This window comes from Daejeonella sp., assembly GCF_044342615.1.
Lineage (GTDB): Bacteria > Bacteroidota > Bacteroidia > Sphingobacteriales > Sphingobacteriaceae > Daejeonella.
The window spans coordinates 1-17,218 of record NZ_JBIIPN010000053.1; the positions used below are offsets into that span (position 1 = coordinate 1).

Annotated in this window: 13 protein-coding genes and 1 pseudogene; all 14 read left to right on the top strand. The window is 37.9% G+C overall.

What is annotated here, in order from left to right:
- Positions 1-347 (top strand): annotated as a pseudogene (locus ACIQ0D_RS06335) (nitronate monooxygenase); the annotation flags it as partial.
- Positions 348-350: 3 nt separating this feature from the next.
- Positions 351-623 carry an acylphosphatase gene (locus tag ACIQ0D_RS06340; protein ID WP_395803862.1) on the top strand — a complete coding sequence of 91 codons (273 nt, stop codon included), beginning with the start codon at positions 351-353 and terminating at the stop codon, positions 621-623.
- Between the two features lie 27 nt (positions 624-650).
- Positions 651-2,153, top strand: a complete 1,503-nt coding sequence (locus ACIQ0D_RS06345) for an oligosaccharide flippase family protein (RefSeq protein ID WP_395803864.1) — start codon at positions 651-653, stop codon at positions 2,151-2,153.
- Complete coding sequence (gene dut / locus ACIQ0D_RS06350; RefSeq protein ID WP_395803866.1) at positions 2,150-2,581, top strand: dUTP diphosphatase; 432 nt, start codon at positions 2,150-2,152, stop codon at positions 2,579-2,581. The genes ACIQ0D_RS06345 and dut overlap by 4 nt, the downstream gene beginning before the upstream one ends.
- A gap of 6 nt (positions 2,582-2,587) precedes the next feature.
- Positions 2,588-4,327 (top strand): tetratricopeptide repeat protein, encoded by a 1,740-nt coding sequence (locus ACIQ0D_RS06355; RefSeq protein ID WP_395803868.1) that lies wholly within the window; start codon positions 2,588-2,590, stop codon positions 4,325-4,327.
- A complete protein-coding gene (locus tag ACIQ0D_RS06360; RefSeq protein ID WP_395803870.1) occupies positions 4,305-5,108 on the top strand; it encodes a DUF4292 domain-containing protein in 804 nt (267 codons plus the stop codon). Before ACIQ0D_RS06355 ends, ACIQ0D_RS06360 begins: the two co-directional genes overlap by 23 nt.
- Positions 5,109-5,122: 14 nt before the next feature.
- Positions 5,123-6,388, top strand: coding sequence for a murein hydrolase activator EnvC family protein (locus tag ACIQ0D_RS06365; RefSeq protein WP_395803872.1), 1,266 nt, complete (start codon positions 5,123-5,125; stop codon positions 6,386-6,388).
- A 69-nt stretch (positions 6,389-6,457) separates the two neighbouring features.
- The gene (locus ACIQ0D_RS06370) at positions 6,458-6,880 is read left to right on the top strand and encodes a twin-arginine translocase TatA/TatE family subunit (RefSeq protein WP_395803874.1); all 423 of its coding nucleotides are present in this window, start codon (positions 6,458-6,460) and stop codon (positions 6,878-6,880) included.
- A 10-nt stretch (positions 6,881-6,890) separates the two neighbouring features.
- Positions 6,891-7,085, top strand: coding sequence for a twin-arginine translocase TatA/TatE family subunit (tatA, locus tag ACIQ0D_RS06375; RefSeq protein WP_291399398.1), 195 nt, complete (start codon positions 6,891-6,893; stop codon positions 7,083-7,085).
- Positions 7,086-7,269: 184 nt separating this feature from the next.
- Complete coding sequence (gene gatA, locus ACIQ0D_RS06380) at positions 7,270-8,700, top strand: Asp-tRNA(Asn)/Glu-tRNA(Gln) amidotransferase subunit GatA (protein WP_395803876.1); 1,431 nt, start codon at positions 7,270-7,272, stop codon at positions 8,698-8,700.
- 62 nt (positions 8,701-8,762) lie between these two features.
- Positions 8,763-9,992 (top strand): transglycosylase SLT domain-containing protein, encoded by a 1,230-nt coding sequence (locus tag ACIQ0D_RS06385; RefSeq protein WP_395803878.1) that lies wholly within the window; start codon positions 8,763-8,765, stop codon positions 9,990-9,992.
- Between the two features lie 91 nt (positions 9,993-10,083).
- Positions 10,084-12,411 (top strand): NADP-dependent malic enzyme, encoded by a 2,328-nt coding sequence (locus tag ACIQ0D_RS06390; RefSeq protein WP_395803880.1) that lies wholly within the window; start codon positions 10,084-10,086, stop codon positions 12,409-12,411.
- A 45-nt stretch (positions 12,412-12,456) separates the two neighbouring features.
- On the top strand, positions 12,457-13,041 hold the full coding sequence (gene ruvA, locus ACIQ0D_RS06395) for a Holliday junction branch migration protein RuvA (protein WP_395803882.1): 585 nt from the start codon (positions 12,457-12,459) through the stop codon (positions 13,039-13,041).
- Between the two features lie 73 nt (positions 13,042-13,114).
- A partial coding sequence (sprA, locus tag ACIQ0D_RS06400; protein ID WP_395803884.1) for a cell surface protein SprA occupies positions 13,115-17,218 on the top strand: 4,104 nt, incomplete at its 3' end.

Below are 17,218 nucleotides of genomic sequence, written 5' to 3' on the forward strand. Positions count from 1 at the left end.
AATCGTCGGCACATGCAAATTTCAAAAATGCAATTATTGAAGCTCAAGAAGGGGATACCAAACTTAGTTTAAAGTCGCTCGTGCCTGTCCGTTTATTAAAAAATGATTTCTACTTGAAAGTTGCTCAGGCTGAGGCCGATGGCGCAAACCGGCAGCAATTAATGGATCTTTTAGGTAAGGGAAGGGCAAAAAAAGGAATGTTTAATGGCGATTTGGTGGAAGGTGAGCTTGAAATCGGACAGATTGCATCGGCTATTCATGAAGTGAAACCTGCTTCCCAAATTCTTAATGAGTTATGGACAGAATTTCTGATAGAGAAAGATCGATTGAGTGATTTAAAATTTTAATAGATGAAGCATTTAGATATTGTAGTGAGTGGCAAGGTTCAAAAAGTTTTTTATAGAGCCATGATTAAGGCTGTAGCCGACCAGCTTGGGATAAAGGGAACTGCGCTAAATAGGCCTGATGGGACTGTTTTTATTGAAGCCGAGGGGGATGATTTTTCTTTAGAGCTATTTCTAGAATTTTGCGAAAAAGGTTCAGATAGGTCGGTTGTAGAAAATGTAAGCCCCACCGAGGGCGAATTAAAAAACTATCGTAATTTTGAGATAATAAAGAAGTAATTTTATTCATGCTAAACCATAACCTCCTTGTCAGCAATTAAGAAATTTGCCGGTCAGACTGCGATTTACGGGTTTACCACTGTAATTACTCGTTTTCTAAACTTCTTTCTTACCCCAATTTACGTGGGGCTATACTCCCCAAAAGTTTATGGTATCTTTTCGGTGATGTATAGTTGGGCCTCCATGCTCAATGCTGTGCTGGCTTTTGGGATGGAGACTACTTATTTCCGCTACTTAAATAAGTATGAAAACGACAAGCAGAAGGTGTATAATAATACCTTTTTTACGATTTTCATGTTGGCATTAATATTCCTGCTTTTTAGTGTTCTATTTGTAGATGATATTGCAGCCTGGATGCAAATGGGGGATGTTTATGATCCCGATTATGCCCGATATATCAATTATTTTATTTATATTCTTGTACTTGATGCCTTGGCAGTTATTCCTTTTGCCAAATTAAGAGCCGATGGGAAACCTATCCGCTACAGCTTCATCAAAGTGCTTAATATTTTAACTTTTGTAGGATTTAATATCCTTTTCATCTTTATTTTACCCTTAATTATAAAAGAGAATTGGTATGGCGCAGAGTTTATAAGTTCTTGGTATAGAGATTCTTGGGTTGGATATGTATTTATTTCAAACCTAATTGCGAGTTTGATAACCCTCTTACTTTTACTACCCGAGCTATTTAAATTAACATTCAGTTATGATTTTAAACTGCTCAAAGAGATGTTCATTTACAGTCTGCCAATTTTAATTGCCAATATCTCTTTCATCATTAATGAAAATATCGACAAGGTTTTTTTAGGAAAATTATTGCCTCCAGGAATATCTGATCAGGAGGTTGGAATTTATGCTGCATGTTGCAAAATCGCTATTTTTCTAAGCATTTTTATCAACGCATTCCGCCTAGGGGCTGAGCCATTTTTCTTTAGCCATGCTAAGAATAAAAATTCGGGCGAAACCTATGCCAAAATCATGAACTATTTTGTGATTGCTGTATGCTTAATCTTTGTTTTCCTGGTAGCCAATATTGAACTTTTGAAGTATTTTATCAAGGGTAAAGATGCGGCAGAACAGGCTATGTATTGGTCGGGATTAAAGATTGTACCTATTTTACTATTCGCTTATGTGAGTCTTGGAATCTATATCAATCTTTCCATTTGGTATAAATTATCTGATCAAACACGCTATGGTTTATATATATCGGGTATTGGGGCGATTTTAACAATCATCCTAAACCTAATTTTTATTCCGCAATACGGCTATTTAGCTTCCGCTTGGATTTCACTTACTGCCTATACGGTGATGATGGTGCTTTCTTATATCTGGGGGCAAAGAAATTATCCTATTCCATACAATCTCAAAAGGAATTTGGTCTATCTGCTAAGCTCCCTTTGTATTGTTTTTGTCGCATTTGTAGTATTTGACCGTAATTTACTCATTGGCAATGCCCTCTTTCTTATATTTGCCGGAACAATAATTTTTATTGAGCGTAAAGAGTTAAAAGCAATTTTCGGCCTAAAATGACAATCAGGATAATAAATAAATCGCAGCATCCACTACCAGCCTATGAAACTTTTGCTTCGGCTGGCATGGATTTGAGGGCAAACCTAAGCGAGCAAGTGCTTTTAAAACCTATGGAGCGTAAATTAGTCCCAACAGGTTTATTCATCGAGCTACCCCTAGGTTTTGAGGCCCAAATCAGACCTAGAAGCGGTTTGGCATTGAAGCATGGCATTACAGTTTTAAACTCTCCTGGTACCATTGATGCCGACTATAGAGGTGAGATAAAAATTTTGCTTATCAATTTCTCTGATATCAATTTTGAGATTAACGATGGCGATCGAATTGCTCAAATGATTGTTGCCAAGCATGAGCAAGTAGATTGGGAACTTGTTGAAACATTGTCCGAAACACTTCGTGGTGCTGGCGGTTATGGCCATACCGGATTATAAATTGACATGAAAAAGGCAGGATTTCTGATTTTCTTTTCGATTTGTACGTCATTATTTGCTTTTTCGCAAAAAATTGAGTATATTAAGGAAAAGACTGATCCGCCTTCTAAGAAAATCTTAACTTTTAACGATAGTTTGGAGATTAAGAACAGCTTTTTTGCGGGACTCCAAGAAAAATTAGTCTTGAATTATCCGCAGTCTACAAGTCACTTTGAAAAAGTTCTTAAACTCGATCCTTCCAATCACGCCGCCCTTTTTGAATTAGCCAATATCAAGTTGGAGGAGAATAACTTGCCTCAAGCAGAAGAATTGATTAAAAAGGCTATTAGCCTCAAATCTGACAATGAATGGTATTGGATTTCATTGGCCGAGATATATAAAAAGTCTCAAAAAATAAATGAGCTTATTCCCGTTTTAACGGAAGTTTCGAAGCTTGCTCCAAAGCAGGAGGATTATTTTTATGATCGTGCAAATGCCTATCTTCTTCTTGAGCAGTTTGATAATGCATTGGCGACTTATCGTGAGATTGAGGACAAGTTTGGCTCTTCGGATGAAATTATTTCTGTTCGGCAGCGAATTTTATTGCAAAATGGGAAATATGAGGAGCTAGAGAAAGAGCTTAATAATCAGATTCTTAAAAATCCTCAAGAGATAAAAAATTATATCTATCTAAGCGAGGTGATTGTTAAATCAGGTAATCGTAGCAGGTCCATTGATATCCTGCAAAAGGCAAAAACTCAATTTCCTTCAAATGGCATGCTTCGTTTAGCGCTTGCCGATCAATTTACTGCATTAAAACAGATGGAAAATGCATTTATAGAGCTTAAAGTAGCTTTTGAAGATGCTAATTTAAACATTGATGAGAAGGTAAGAATTGTACTTTCATTTTTCCCCATGTTTGCTGAGATGAAGGCTAGAGCTTATGCCAATGAACTTGCTTCAATTACAGTGAAAGTTCATCCTGGTGAAGCGAAAGCTTTTGCGCTTCAGGGTGATGTGCTTTTTCAGGAGCGTAAATTTGAGGAAGCTCAAATCTCATATAAAAAAGCTTTAGAAATTAATGATCAGGTATATCAAATTTGGGAACAATTATTGAGTATTGAGCTTAATCGGGGCGATTTCAAGGACTTAATTGAAGATGGAAATAAGGCTTTAACCATTTTTCCCAATCAAGCCAATTTATATCTTTACACCGGGATTGGCTATGCTCAAGTTAGTAATCATGAAAAAGCAATTGTATTTTTAAAGGGGGCCTTGGATCTCGAGCCGAGTGATAAAGAAATAGTGGTGCAGATTTATTCGAGTTTGGGAGATTCGTACAATGCTTTAAAAAAGTTTAAAGAATCTGATGATGCTTATAATCGCGCGCTTGTGCTTGATCCCAATAATTCCTATGTGTTAAATAATTATGCGTATTATTTATCGTTAAGAGGAGAGAAGCTTATGGAAGCGGAGGAAATGTCGAGGAAGTCATTAGAGCTTGATCCTGATAATCCCTCTTCAGAAGATACCTATGCTTGGATTTTATTCCGCTTAAAGAGATATTCGGAGGCAAAAAAATGGATTGAAAAATCAATTCAAGGGAAGCCTGAAAATAATGCGACCCAGCAAGAACATTATGGAGATATTTTATATTTCCTTGGGGATGAGATGAATGCGATTGAAAAATGGAAAAATGCGAAGGCTCAGGGTGGTGGATCAGAAAAATTGAATAAAAAGATAGATGAGAAAAAATACATTGACTAAACTAATCTGCGGAATTGCATTATTGGCATTTTTTGCATCCTGTAAGGCTAAAAAAGAGCTTTTACCGGCTTCTCTTATTCCAAAAGTGATGGCAGAAGAGCCTAAGTCTGATTTATCAAAAATCACTAAAATTAATGCGGTAAAACAGATGAACACTGTTTTTAATACCCTTTCGATTAAGGCAACAGCCAATTTAAATATTGATAATAAAAACAATGAGGTAAATATGAATATCCGAATCAGAAATAAGGAAGTGATTTGGGTATCTGTAACGGCTATTGCTGGCTTGGAAGTTGCTCGTGCATACATCACGCCAGATAGTGTTAAAATTTTAAACCGTTTAGATAATATTTACATTCAGAAACCATTTAGCTATATTTATGAGTTTACCAATGAGCGCATCACATTTAAAACATTGCAGTCTGTTTTGCTAGGAAATGCAATAGATGAGTTTATTAGTGAGGATACAGCTTTAAATATAGAAGGAGAAAATACTTTATTGAAAAGCGTTTTTACCTCCATGATTTATAATTTTAAGGTTGATTCACAGAATAAAGTATTAATAAATCAATTGAATGATTCTGAGGCAGGGCAAGAGCTTTTGGTGAATTATTCTAATTTTATGTCTATTAATGAGCAATTGATACCTCAATCAGTAAGCATGAATTCGAAGGCAAAAAATAAGGCTATTAGTCTGGATCTGAATTATTTAAAGGTAGATATGGACACCAAATTTGAGTTGCCTTTTAGAGTTCCAGAGCGCTTTTCGATAAAAAATTAAATACATTTGTTAGAATGAAGAGTTTAAAGTGCATTTTTTTCTTGTTTTTCTTCTGCCTAGCTTCCCAAGCTTTTGCTCAGAGTAGTTCTGATCTTAGACGGCAAAAGGAGGCTTTAACGCGGGAGATAGAGTCACTTAATCGCAGTTTAAATCAAACAGCGAACAATAAGAACCTCTCTCTAAAGGAAATCAGAGCATTGAATGCACAGATACGTTTGCGTGAGAAAAAAATTAATGTCATTAACTCGGAGGTTAAATTGTTGGACAATCAAATTTCTGACAATACCAATACGGTTCGTTCGCTACAATCTCAACTAAATAAGCTTAAAAAGGAATATGCGGCCATGGTTTTATTTGCCTTCCGAAATCAAAGTGCATACAGTAAGCTGATGTTTATTTTTGCTTCCGACAACTTCAATCAATCCTATAAGCGCTTAAAATATTTGCAGCAGTTTAGCGAGTATCGCAAAAAACAAGCACGTTATATTGAAGGAACGCAGAAAGATCTCAATGTAAAAATTGTGGAACTTGATCGTAATAAGCAAGAGAAAAGTAGTTTGCTCTCTGATCAACAAAAGGAAAAAAAGACGCTTGGTATTCAAAAAAATAGTAAGTCGAAAGTTTTAAGTAGCTTAACCACTCAGGAGAAAAAGCTAAAGCAGGAGCTTACACAAAAGCAGAAAGAATCAGCCAGATTAAATCGTGCCATTCAGAATGCCATTAATCGTGAAATTGAGGAGGCTCGAAAAAGGGCTGAAGCAGAGGCTAAGGCTGAACTTGCAAAGGCTAAAGCAGAAAATAGAGCCGCTCCAGATGCAAGGCCAGTAGCGAGTGGCTCGAGTATTTTATCGGCTACGCCTGAATCGGCAAAGTTATCGTCCGATTTCCTTGGCAGCCGCGGTAATTTACCTTGGCCCGTTAGTAATGGAATGGTTATTGAGGATTTTGGGAATCATACCATCGGCCGAAATGTGACTGTTGAAAACAATGGTGTAGATATAAAAACGGCTCCAGGGTCGCAGGTAAGGGCAATATTTGCTGGTGAGGTTGCTGCCGTACAAAACATTTCGGGATCTTATGCAGTTTTAATCCGACATGGTGAATATTTTACGGTTTATTCCAATTTAAAAAGTGTTAGTGTATCAAGAGGACAGAAAGTTACGTTAAAGCAAAGCATTGGGGTAGTAATTACTGACCCCGTAGATGGAACAACTGAAGTGCACTTTGAGGTACGTAAAGGTGCTACCCCTCTGAACCCTGCAAGTTGGCTATCAAATTAATTTTTAAATTTAAGGTGTTTAAAATGCCTATATTTGTATATTGACCATTGTAATATGTATAATTCGATAATGTTATTTTTAAATATCGGCGGACCGGAGATGGTCCTGATATTTGTTGTTATTCTACTTTTATTTGGAGGCAAAAAGCTTCCTGAGCTTGCTCGCGGACTAGGGAAAGGATTGAGGGAGTTTAAAGATGCTTCGGATGGCATTAAGCGTGAAATCCATAATAATATCAATACCGTGACAGAGGCAGCAGAATTAGAAAAAGCAGCCGCTTCAAATCCTGTAAATAATTATCAGGATACGGAAAATAGCTATTCAGAATCACCAAATAGTTATGGTGTGCCTTCAGGTGGCGGGACTTATCCAGACATGGATGCACCAATGTCAGATAGCCATACTACAGAAAATAATTCAAGCGATGAAGCAGCTTCAGGTGAGGTTATGCCTGGCGAAAATGCTTCTGAAAACATAAAAAACGCACATTAAATAAATTATCATGTTAAATTCAATTTTATTGTTCATGGGACTAGGAGTTACGGAAGCAGTGCTTATCGTTGTGGTTGTCCTATTAATGTTTGGCGGTAAAAAAATTCCGGAACTTATGCGCGGATTAGGCAAGGGTATCAAGGAATTTAAAACGGCCTCAAATGGCGAAGGTGAAACACCTTCAAAAGACCAGGACGCTAAATAATTATATTGTGAATGATCTTTTTGTTTGTCATTTTTATGGCGATCAAAAGGATCATTTTGTCATTTTGCCTTTTGGGAATCTTTAGAGACGATAGAGAGCCAAACCCTGGCTGGCATATAAATGGAACCTCATTTCAAAAATGTGGATTTTCATATTTTTAAATTTCTAATCATATCAATAAGGCATGGAAGGTATTTCTTCTCTTTCCACTATTCAGTCGGCATTATTAAAGCAGGATCAAAACTTTACTTTACCTATTCTGCTTGAGTATTACTTAAATCGTATCGCCGAAAATCAAGATCTAAATGCCTTTGTGGAGGTTTTTGCCGATGAAGCACGCAATAAAGCCCAAATAATTCAGTCGAAAGTCAGCGCAGGTACCGCCGGGAAACTGGCAGGAATGATTATTGGCATTAAAGATAATATCTGCTTTCAAGGTCATCAAGTTACTGCTAGTTCAAAGATTCTTGAAAATTATGTTTCCCCATTTTCGGCTACAGTAGTTGAGCGAATCCTAGCTGAGGATGCCATTATCATTGGGCGACTCAACTGTGATGAATTTGCAATGGGTGCGTCGAATGAAACGTCATATTATGGTCCCGTGAAGAATTTTGCAGACCGAAAAAGGGTTTCAGGGGGCTCATCTGGTGGCTCAGCAGTGGCTGTACAAGCTGGATTATGCCTTGCGGCTTTAGGGACTGATACGGGTGGCTCTGTTCGTCAGCCGGCATCTTTTTGTGGTGTTGTGGGATTAAAACCTAGCTATGGAAGAGTTTCACGTCATGGAATTATTTCCTATGCCTCTTCATTCGATCAAGTTGGTCCAATTACAAATTGCGTGGAGGATGCAGCTCTTCTTTTAGAAATCATTGCTGGTCCCGATCAATACGATAGCACCGCTTCAAGCAAAATAGTTCCTGCTTATTCGGAGGAGCCTCAATCAAATGGGAAGCAGAGGATCGCTTATTTATCGGAGGCTTTGAGTTCTGCGGGACTAGATTCGGAAGTAAAGCAAGCTTTTGAAAGAAGTATTGCATTACTGAAGGATGCGGGGCATGTGGTTGAGCCGGTTTCTTTTGAGTACCTCGACTATGTAGTTCCAACTTATTATATTTTAACGATGGCAGAGGCATCATCCAATTTAGCACGATATGATGGTGTGCACTATGGGTATCGGAGCGCGCATGCTCTCGACTTAGAATCGACCTATAAAAGCTCTCGATCCGAAGGTTTTGGTGCAGAAGTTAAACGCAGAATTGTTTTAGGAACTTTTGTGCTTAGTGCGGGCTATTATGATGCCTACTATGCGAAAGCACAGAAAGTTAGGCGATTGATTCGTGATAAAACCGATGAGATTTTAAAAAAATATGATCTAATTATGCTTCCAACAGCACCTACACCGGCATTTACCATTGGTGAAAAAAGTGATGATCCTATCGTAAGTTACTTAGCGGATATATTCACTGTTCAGGCATCCTTAGCTGGAATTCCGGCTATTTCATTGCCTTCAGGCAATAATAAAGAGGGTTTACCGTTAGGGATACAGTTTTTAGCTCCCCGTTTTGGCGAGAGTAATTTGTTGAACTTTTCAAAAATGTACTGCAAGCTTGTATAATCTGAAAATAGGATTATACCAAAATAATATTCTTAAATTGTTAATTACCTTTAATCAAACCTATGCTTAAAACGGTATTTTCTCTGTTATTTTTATTTTTTCTCTCTTGTGGGATTTTGACTGCATCAGAGAATGATAGTCTTATAGTTTTCGAATCTAATCATCTAAATATCAATACATTACAGATAAATCAGGACTCAATTCCTAAAAGTGTTTTCATTGGAAATCCGATTGTCCCACTTTCTAATGGTATTTTTCAAACTAGGTTGGAGTCTATCCGTAAAGATGTGGATCTATCTTATAATGAGCATGTTCAGAAGTATATTGATACCTATTTGAAGAGAAAGGAACATATTGGTAAAATGCTTGGATTGTCGAAGTATTATTTCCCCATTTTTGAAAAGGCATTGAAAGAATTTGGCCTTCCTGATGAGTTGAAGTATATCACGGTTGTTGAATCAGCATTAAATCCCAATGCTGTTTCAAGGTCGGGTGCTGTGGGGCCTTGGCAGTTTATGTACACTACAGCCAAAGGCTATGGTTTAACAATGGATAGTTATACCGATGAGCGGAAAGATCCTCAAAAGGCAAGTCTTGCTGCTGCACAATATCTTTCTGATGCCCATAAACGTATTGGCGATTGGCTTCTGGCGATTGCTGCCTTTAATTGCGGTATGGGTGCCGTTACTCGTGCCATTGCTAAGTCTGGTGGCGTAGCTGATTTTTGGAAAGTCCGTCCTTTTTTGCCACTCCAAACGCAGAATTATGTGCCAGCTTTCATTGCTACAGTTTACACGATGAACTATCATCAGATTCATGAAATTGCTGAAAAACCCGCGGGCTTTAGTACTAGTACTGATATTTTTCCTGTGACTAAACGAATTTCTATTAGCAGTATCGCTAAAGCTACAGAGCTGGATGTGAATGAATTATTGATGTTAAACCCTTCTTATAAAAAGCAAATTATTAATGGAAGCAGTCTCCTGCCGATGCAATTGGTGGTTCCATCTTTCACAAGTGCGAGTTATTCGTCTCTTTATGAGTTGTTTAATGGTAAGGATGAGGACACAACTGCTAACTTAACCATTAGCGCGAATCCCGAGAATAAATTCAAAACTGAACAGAAAAACAATAAAAATTCTTATTTTCAATACATTGTGAAGGCTGGAGATACACTTTCAGGCATTGCTAGTAAATTTAAAGGAACTACAGTTGCGGGGATCAAAGTGCTCAATGGATTGAAAAGCACTGTGTTAAAACCTGGAATGCCACTCAAGATACCTAAAATCTAGTTTTATTAAGATTCATAATAGATAGTCAATGTTTATAACATCAGTATAGAAAAGAATTGTAATTTTGCGCCACTGATCAATTTCCAATTTAATGAGTAAGACTAATCGTAAACAAGACGCACTAGATTATCATTCACAGGGCCGCCCTGGGAAAATCCAGGTTGTACCTACTAAGCCTACAAATTCTCAACGTGATTTATCACTGGCCTATTCGCCAGGGGTAGCTGAGCCATGTTTGAGGATTGCCGAGAATAAGGAAGATGTTTATAAATATACCGCTAAAGGTAATCTTGTTGCTGTAATCAGCAATGGTACGGCCGTTTTAGGTTTGGGCGATATCGGTCCGGAGGCTGGAAAGCCAGTAATGGAAGGTAAGGGATTGTTATTTAAGATATTCGCTGATATTGATGTGTTTGACTTAGAATTAGATACCCAAAATATCGATGAATTTGTGATGATAGTGAAGGCTTTAGAGCCCACTTTCGGCGGAATAAATCTGGAGGATATCAAAGCCCCTGAATGCTTTGAAATTGAAAGACGCCTGAAAGAGTGCATGTCAATCCCAGTGATGCATGATGATCAACATGGTACTGCAATTATTTCTGCTGCTGCCTTGATTAATGCTTGTGAGCTTCAAAAGAAGAAACTTGAAAAAATTAAGATTGTTGTAAATGGGGCAGGTGCTGCAGCAATTTCATGTACCAGACTTTATGTAAGTCTTGGTTGTAAAAAAGAAAATATTGTGATGCTCGACCGTTCGGGCGTTATTCGTAATGATCGCGATAAGTTGGAAGGTACTAAGGCCGAATTTGCTACCAGTCGTAAGATTGATACACTGGCTGATGCGATGAAGGATGCGGATGTATTCATCGGTTTATCATCACCAGATGTTTTAACCGCCGAAATGCTTAAAACAATGGCTAAAAACCCTATTGTTTTTGCTATGGCAAACCCTGATCCCGAAATTGCTTATGACCTTGCTATAAAAACAAGAAAAGACATCATTATGGCTACTGGCCGTTCTGATTATCCAAATCAGGTGAATAATGTTCTTGGTTTTCCTTATATTTTTAGAGGTGCCTTGGATGTTCGTGCAACGGGTATCAATGAGGAAATGAAAAAAGCAGCAGTAATTGCTATTGCTGAGCTTGCCAAAAAGAATGTTCCAGAAGCAGTAAATCTTGCTTACAATTCCAAAAATCTGAAATTCGGTAAAGATTATATTATTCCTAAGCCTATTGATTTGCGACTTATTACTTCGGTATCGCCGGCTGTTGCAAAGGCGGCAATGGACTCAGGTATAGCTCGTAAGCAAATTACAGATTGGGAGGCTTATAAAGAGGAGTTAAAAAGCAGACTTGGCTTAGATGATAAATTATTGCGTGCAATTACCAATAAAGCTAAATCGTCGCCAAAGCGTGTTGTATTTGCTGAAGCTGATAACTATAAAATATTAAAAGCTGCTCAAATTGTTCGTGATGAGGGCATTGCTATTCCTATTTTATTGGGAGATAAAGAAAAAATCTTCAACATAATGTCGGAGCATGATCTTGAGCTTGATGGCGTAGCGATTATAAATCCACTTGATGATATTAATACCTGCGTTAAATACGCCGAATTTCTTTATGAGAAGCGCCAGAGACGAGGAATAACACTCTTTGAAGCAAAAAAGTTGATGAGAGATCGCAATTATTTTGGTGCTGCAATGGTGCAGTTTGGTGAGGCTGATGCCTTGATTTCAGGTTTAACCAAGGATTATGGATCAACGATAAAACCTGCTCTTCAATTAATTGGCATTGAAGAAGGTGTAAATAGAGTGGCAGGAATGTACATGATGCTCACAAAAAGAGGTCCTGTATTTTTTGGCGATACCACGGTAAATGAGAATCCAACAGTTGATGAATTGGTTGATATTACAGCTTTGCTTGATCATTCTGTGAAGCGATTTAATATTCAGCCTAGAATTGCCATGCTTTCTTATTCAAATTTTGGTTCTAACGATGGAATAGTGCCACAAAAGGTACGTCAAGCCGTAAAAATACTTCATGAGCAGCGTAAAGATATCATTGTAGATGGTGAGATGCAGGCTAATTTTGCCATGAACCCTGACCTTTTAAAGGATAATTACCCTTTCAGTACTTTGGCTGGTTCTCCTGCCAATGTGTTGATTTTCCCAAATCTGGAATCTGGTAATATTGCCTATAAATTACTACAAGAATTGGGTGGAGCAGAAGCAGTTGGGCCGATTTTACTTGGTTTAAATAAACCGGTTCATATTTTACAGTTAGGGAGTTCGGTGCGTGAGATAGTAAATATGGTAACCATTGCTGTGGTTGATGCTCAAACTAAAGAAGACCTGAAATTGCCAGTTGTTAAACGAATGAAGGATGTGATAAAAAGAGTGCTAAAATCAAAATGACCGCTTTTTTAGAAATAATTTTAACTTAAACTAAACATTTTTAAGATGTATGCGTATATAGATGGTAAATTAGTATTTAAATGTCCTACCTACGTAGTTATTGATGCGGGAGGTGTGGGTTATCAAATTAATATATCATTAAATACCTATGGGTCTTTACAAGAAACAGAGCGTTGTAAATTATACACTTGGCTTCATGTTAAAGAAGATGGACATACTTTGTATGGCTTTCATGATGAAGGTGAGCGTCGTTTGTTTTTACATCTTATTTCGGTATCCGGAATTGGACCTAATACTGGCAGAATGATTTTATCATCAATTACGCCGGCAGAGATACAAACTGCAATAGTGAAGGGGGATGTTCCTTTAATTCAAAGGATTAAAGGAATTGGGCCTAAATCTGCACAACGAATGATTTTGGAGTTGCAGGATAAGTTAAAGAAAGAGGGACCTGATTCATTAATCAGCATGCCAAGCCATAGTACTGCCAAGGAAGAGGCATTGTCGGCTTTAGTGATGTTAGGTTTTTCAAAGAGTGTTGCTGAAAAGGCTTTAGATTCGATTTTTAAGTCGGGACCTGAAGATTTATCCGTTGAAGTTTTAATAAAAACAGCTCTAAAGAGTTTATAATTATTTATAGATTGTTCGAAAATTGAATAGTGCAGCTACGTTTTGTTTCAAGATTTTTTCAAGTGTCTTGATTATGCTTTGTGCAGGGCAATCTTTTGCTCAAACTGTTCCTGCAAAAAAAGATACGTCTAAGCTGGTATATCCTTTTCAAGATTCAAAAGGTATAGAATTAAAAAAGCAAGCTGGGATATTTCTTCCCAAACCTTCTAATATCCAAAGGAGCATAGAATTTGATCCTATTTCTAAGCGTTATATTATTCGTGAAAAAATTGGCGATCGACTTTATCGCGCGCCTCAATATTTAAGTATTGAAGAATATCAGAAATATGAAAATCAGCTCATTAAACGTAATTATTGGCGTGAGTTAGCTGATTTGCCCCTTGCTGAGGCACGTGAGCCTGGCTTTATCCCTCCAGTAAAAATTAATAGTCGCTCATTTGAACGCATATTTGGAGGAAATATCATTGATATTCGTCCCCAAGGTTCTGCCGATCTTACCTTTTCTGGGCGCTTAACCCGCAACGAAAATCCGATGTTCAACGAACGTCAACGCCGTCAGGGTAATTTCGACTTCAATCAGCGTATCCAGATGAATGTGGTTGGGCAGATTGGTGAGAGAATGAAAATTGCTACTAATTATAATACGGAGGCGCAATTCGACTTTGAGAATCAGGTAAAGCTTGACTTTACAGGTAAAGAGGATGATATTATTAAAAAAATTGAGGCAGGTAATGTGAGTCTCCCACTGAGTTCTTCGCTAATTACTGGTAGTCAGGCGTTATTCGGATTAAAAACACAACTTCAGTTTGGCCGTTTAAATGTCACTAGTGTTTTTTCTCAGCAAAAGTCGCAGCAACGTGAAATAACCATTACCAATGGCTCTCAGCAGAATGAATTTGCTATTTCTGCGGATAATTATGAAACTAATAAGCACTATTTCTTAGCTCAATATTTCAGAGATAACTACAATAAATCGCTGCAAAATATTCCTATTAATAGTTCGCCTGTAAATATTACTAAAATTGAAGTTTGGGTAACAAACCGTGCAAATACAACATCCAATTCTAGGGATGTTTTGGCATTACTTGATCTCGGTGAAAACAAAGTTTACAATACTACGCAAGTGCAAGGTGGAGCCGGTTATTCAGCTTTACCTGCGGGTTTTGCGGGACCAGGCTTTGCACAGCAGTCGAATAATTTGTTGCAGGTGCTGCCTCCCGGGTTAAGGCAAACAAATTCTAACGATGCAAACTCCTTTTTTCAAACAGGACGCGGTGGAACGGACAATTTCGCCAAGCTCACTTTTGCTCGTAGTTTAACTGAAAGAGAATATATTTTAAACCCTCGATTAGGATATATTTCCCTCAATACAGCTCTCAATGCTGATGAAGTACTTGCCGTAGCATTCCGCTATACCATCAATGGTCAGGAATATCAAGTCGGTGAGTTTTCTACCGATATTTCTGTGAACAACTCCATTCCGGAAGTGCTTTACGTGAAATTATTGAAAAATGAAACCCTCAAAACCAGTCTGCCAACCTGGGACTTGATGATGAAAAACATCTATACTCTTGGCGCTTATCAGGTTAGTCGAAACGACTTTAAACTAAATATTTTCCGTCTTGATGAGGAAACGGGCGTTGAAAAACCTCAAATTACGGAAGGGCAAAACACAAACAATAAACTATGGATTCAAATGACCAATCTGGATAATTTGAATCAGCAGAACGACCGAAAGCCAGATGGTTATTTCGACTTTTTGGAAGGCATAACCATTGATCCGCTAAACGGACGTATTACTTTTCCTTTGGTGGAGCCTTTTGGTTCCGACCTTGCCAAGCGATTTAATCCAGTATCTGAAGCAGCGCTCATCGATAAATATGTGTACCAACCGCTTTATGATTCTACAAAGGTTATTGCACAGCAGTTATTTGCTAAGTTAAATAGATACCAGATTCGTGGTACTTATCAATCTCAGGGAGGATCTGAATTTCAGCTAAATGCAATCAATGTGCCTCAAGGTTCGGTGCAGGTTACTGCCGGTACTGTCCCGCTACAGGAGGGGGTAGATTTTACGGTAGATTATAATATTGGCTTAGTAAGAATCTTAAATCAGGCATTATTGAATTCTGGCCAGCAGATTAGAATCAAAATGGAGAATAATGAGCTTTTTGGGATGCAACAGCGCTCGCTCACCGGATCTAGATTTGATTATAAGGTTAGTAATAAGCTTAATTTGGGAGGTACAATCATGAACCTTACCGAAAGGCCACTCACGCAAAAGGTAAATTATGGCGAAGAGGCTATATCAAATACTATTTGGGGCTTTGACGTAAATTATAGCTCTCCTTCAAGGTGGCTGACTCGTATGGTTGATAAAATTCCATTTATCAATACTAAGGAAGCTTCAAGTATTACATTTTCAGGCGAATATGCTCAGTTTATTCCAGGACATCCTAAGGCCTTAAACTTTGCAGGCAGTAGAAATGGTGCTAGTTATTTGGATGATTTTGAGGCCAGTAGGTCATTAATTGATATAAAAAGTGCTATTCCTTGGCAAATTTCCGGAACACCACAGCTTTTTCCAGAATCTAACTTGAATAATGATCTTGCCTATGGATATAACCGGGCGAGATTAGCTTTTTACAATATCGATCCTATATTTTTTATCACAGGGAATACACTTACTCCCGAAAATATTAAAAGAGATAAAGACGAAATGTCTAATCACTATGTGAGGCAAGTATTTGAACGTGAGGTATTTCCTTTCAAAGAGTCGAATACCGGACAAGCCATTATTTTACCCACTTTCGACCTTGCTTATTATCCGAATGTTCGTGGCCCTTATAACTTTACTACTACTGGTTTAACGCCAAACGGTAATTTATCAAATCCTAGAAGCAGGTGGGGTGGTATATTTAGAAAGCTTGAAACTAATGATTTTGAGGCCCTTAACATCGAATTTATTGAGGTATGGATGCTCGACCCCTTTATTTACAAAAAGAATAGTCAGGGAGGTGATTTATATTTTAACCTAGGAAATATCAGTGAAGATATTTTGAAGGACGGCCGGAAAGCACTTGAAAATGGTCTGCCAGTAGATGGTAATCCCGCTAAAACTGATCAAACAATTTGGGGTAGAGTGCCTAAGCTTCAGCCTGTTATCCAGGCTTTTGATAATAACCCTTCCGCCAGGCAGTTTCAAGATGTGGGTATTGATGGATTAAGCTCAACAGACGAACGTCAGCAGTTTAGCTCTTTCTTGAATCAAGCTAAAGGTGTTTTAAGTCCACAGGCAGCAGCTGAATTGGAATCTGATCCCGCATCTGATGATTTTCAATATTATCGCGGATCTAACCTTGATCAGGCAAATGCCGGTATTTTAAAAAGATACTTAAAGTATAATAATACAGAGGGGAACTCCAAAACACCACAACAATCGCAGGAGCAAACTGGAATAGAAAATACAGCAGCAACTCCTTTTCCTGATGGGGAAGATATTAACCGTGATAATAATTCAACGCAGGCTGACGAGTATTTTCAATATAAAATATCAATTCGTCCGAAAGATTTACAAACTGTTGGAAACAATTATATTTCAGATATTCTTACAACTTCAGTGAAACTTGCTAATGGTAAACAGGAATCGGTACGTTGGATTCAATTTAAAATTCCTATTACTGAATATATCCAAAAAGTAGGGAACATCGAAGACTTTAAATCCATTCGTTTCATCAGAATGTTTACCACAGATTTTGCGGATACCACCGTCATGCGTCTGGCAAAATTACAATTGGTGCGTGGCGAATGGCGTAGATACAATGCCGAAAATAGTCCCGCAAAAGTTATTGCCGACCCTGCGCTAAACAATCCAGGTATTGATAACTCCACCATTGATGTAAGCACAGTAAATATTGAAGAGAATGGTAAACGTACACCAATTCCTTATGTGCTTCCTCCAGGGATTACGAGAGAGATTGATTTTACAAATTTTAGAGGTGAATCACGCCAAAATGAACAGTCGCTAGCCCTAAATGTTAAAAATTTACGTGATGGCTATGGGCGTGCTACCTTTAGAACTACATCCAACGATTTCCGATCGTACAGACGTATGGAAATGTTTATACACGCCGAGGGTAATCAGTTAAAAGACAATGACTTGCGTGCATTTTTAAGG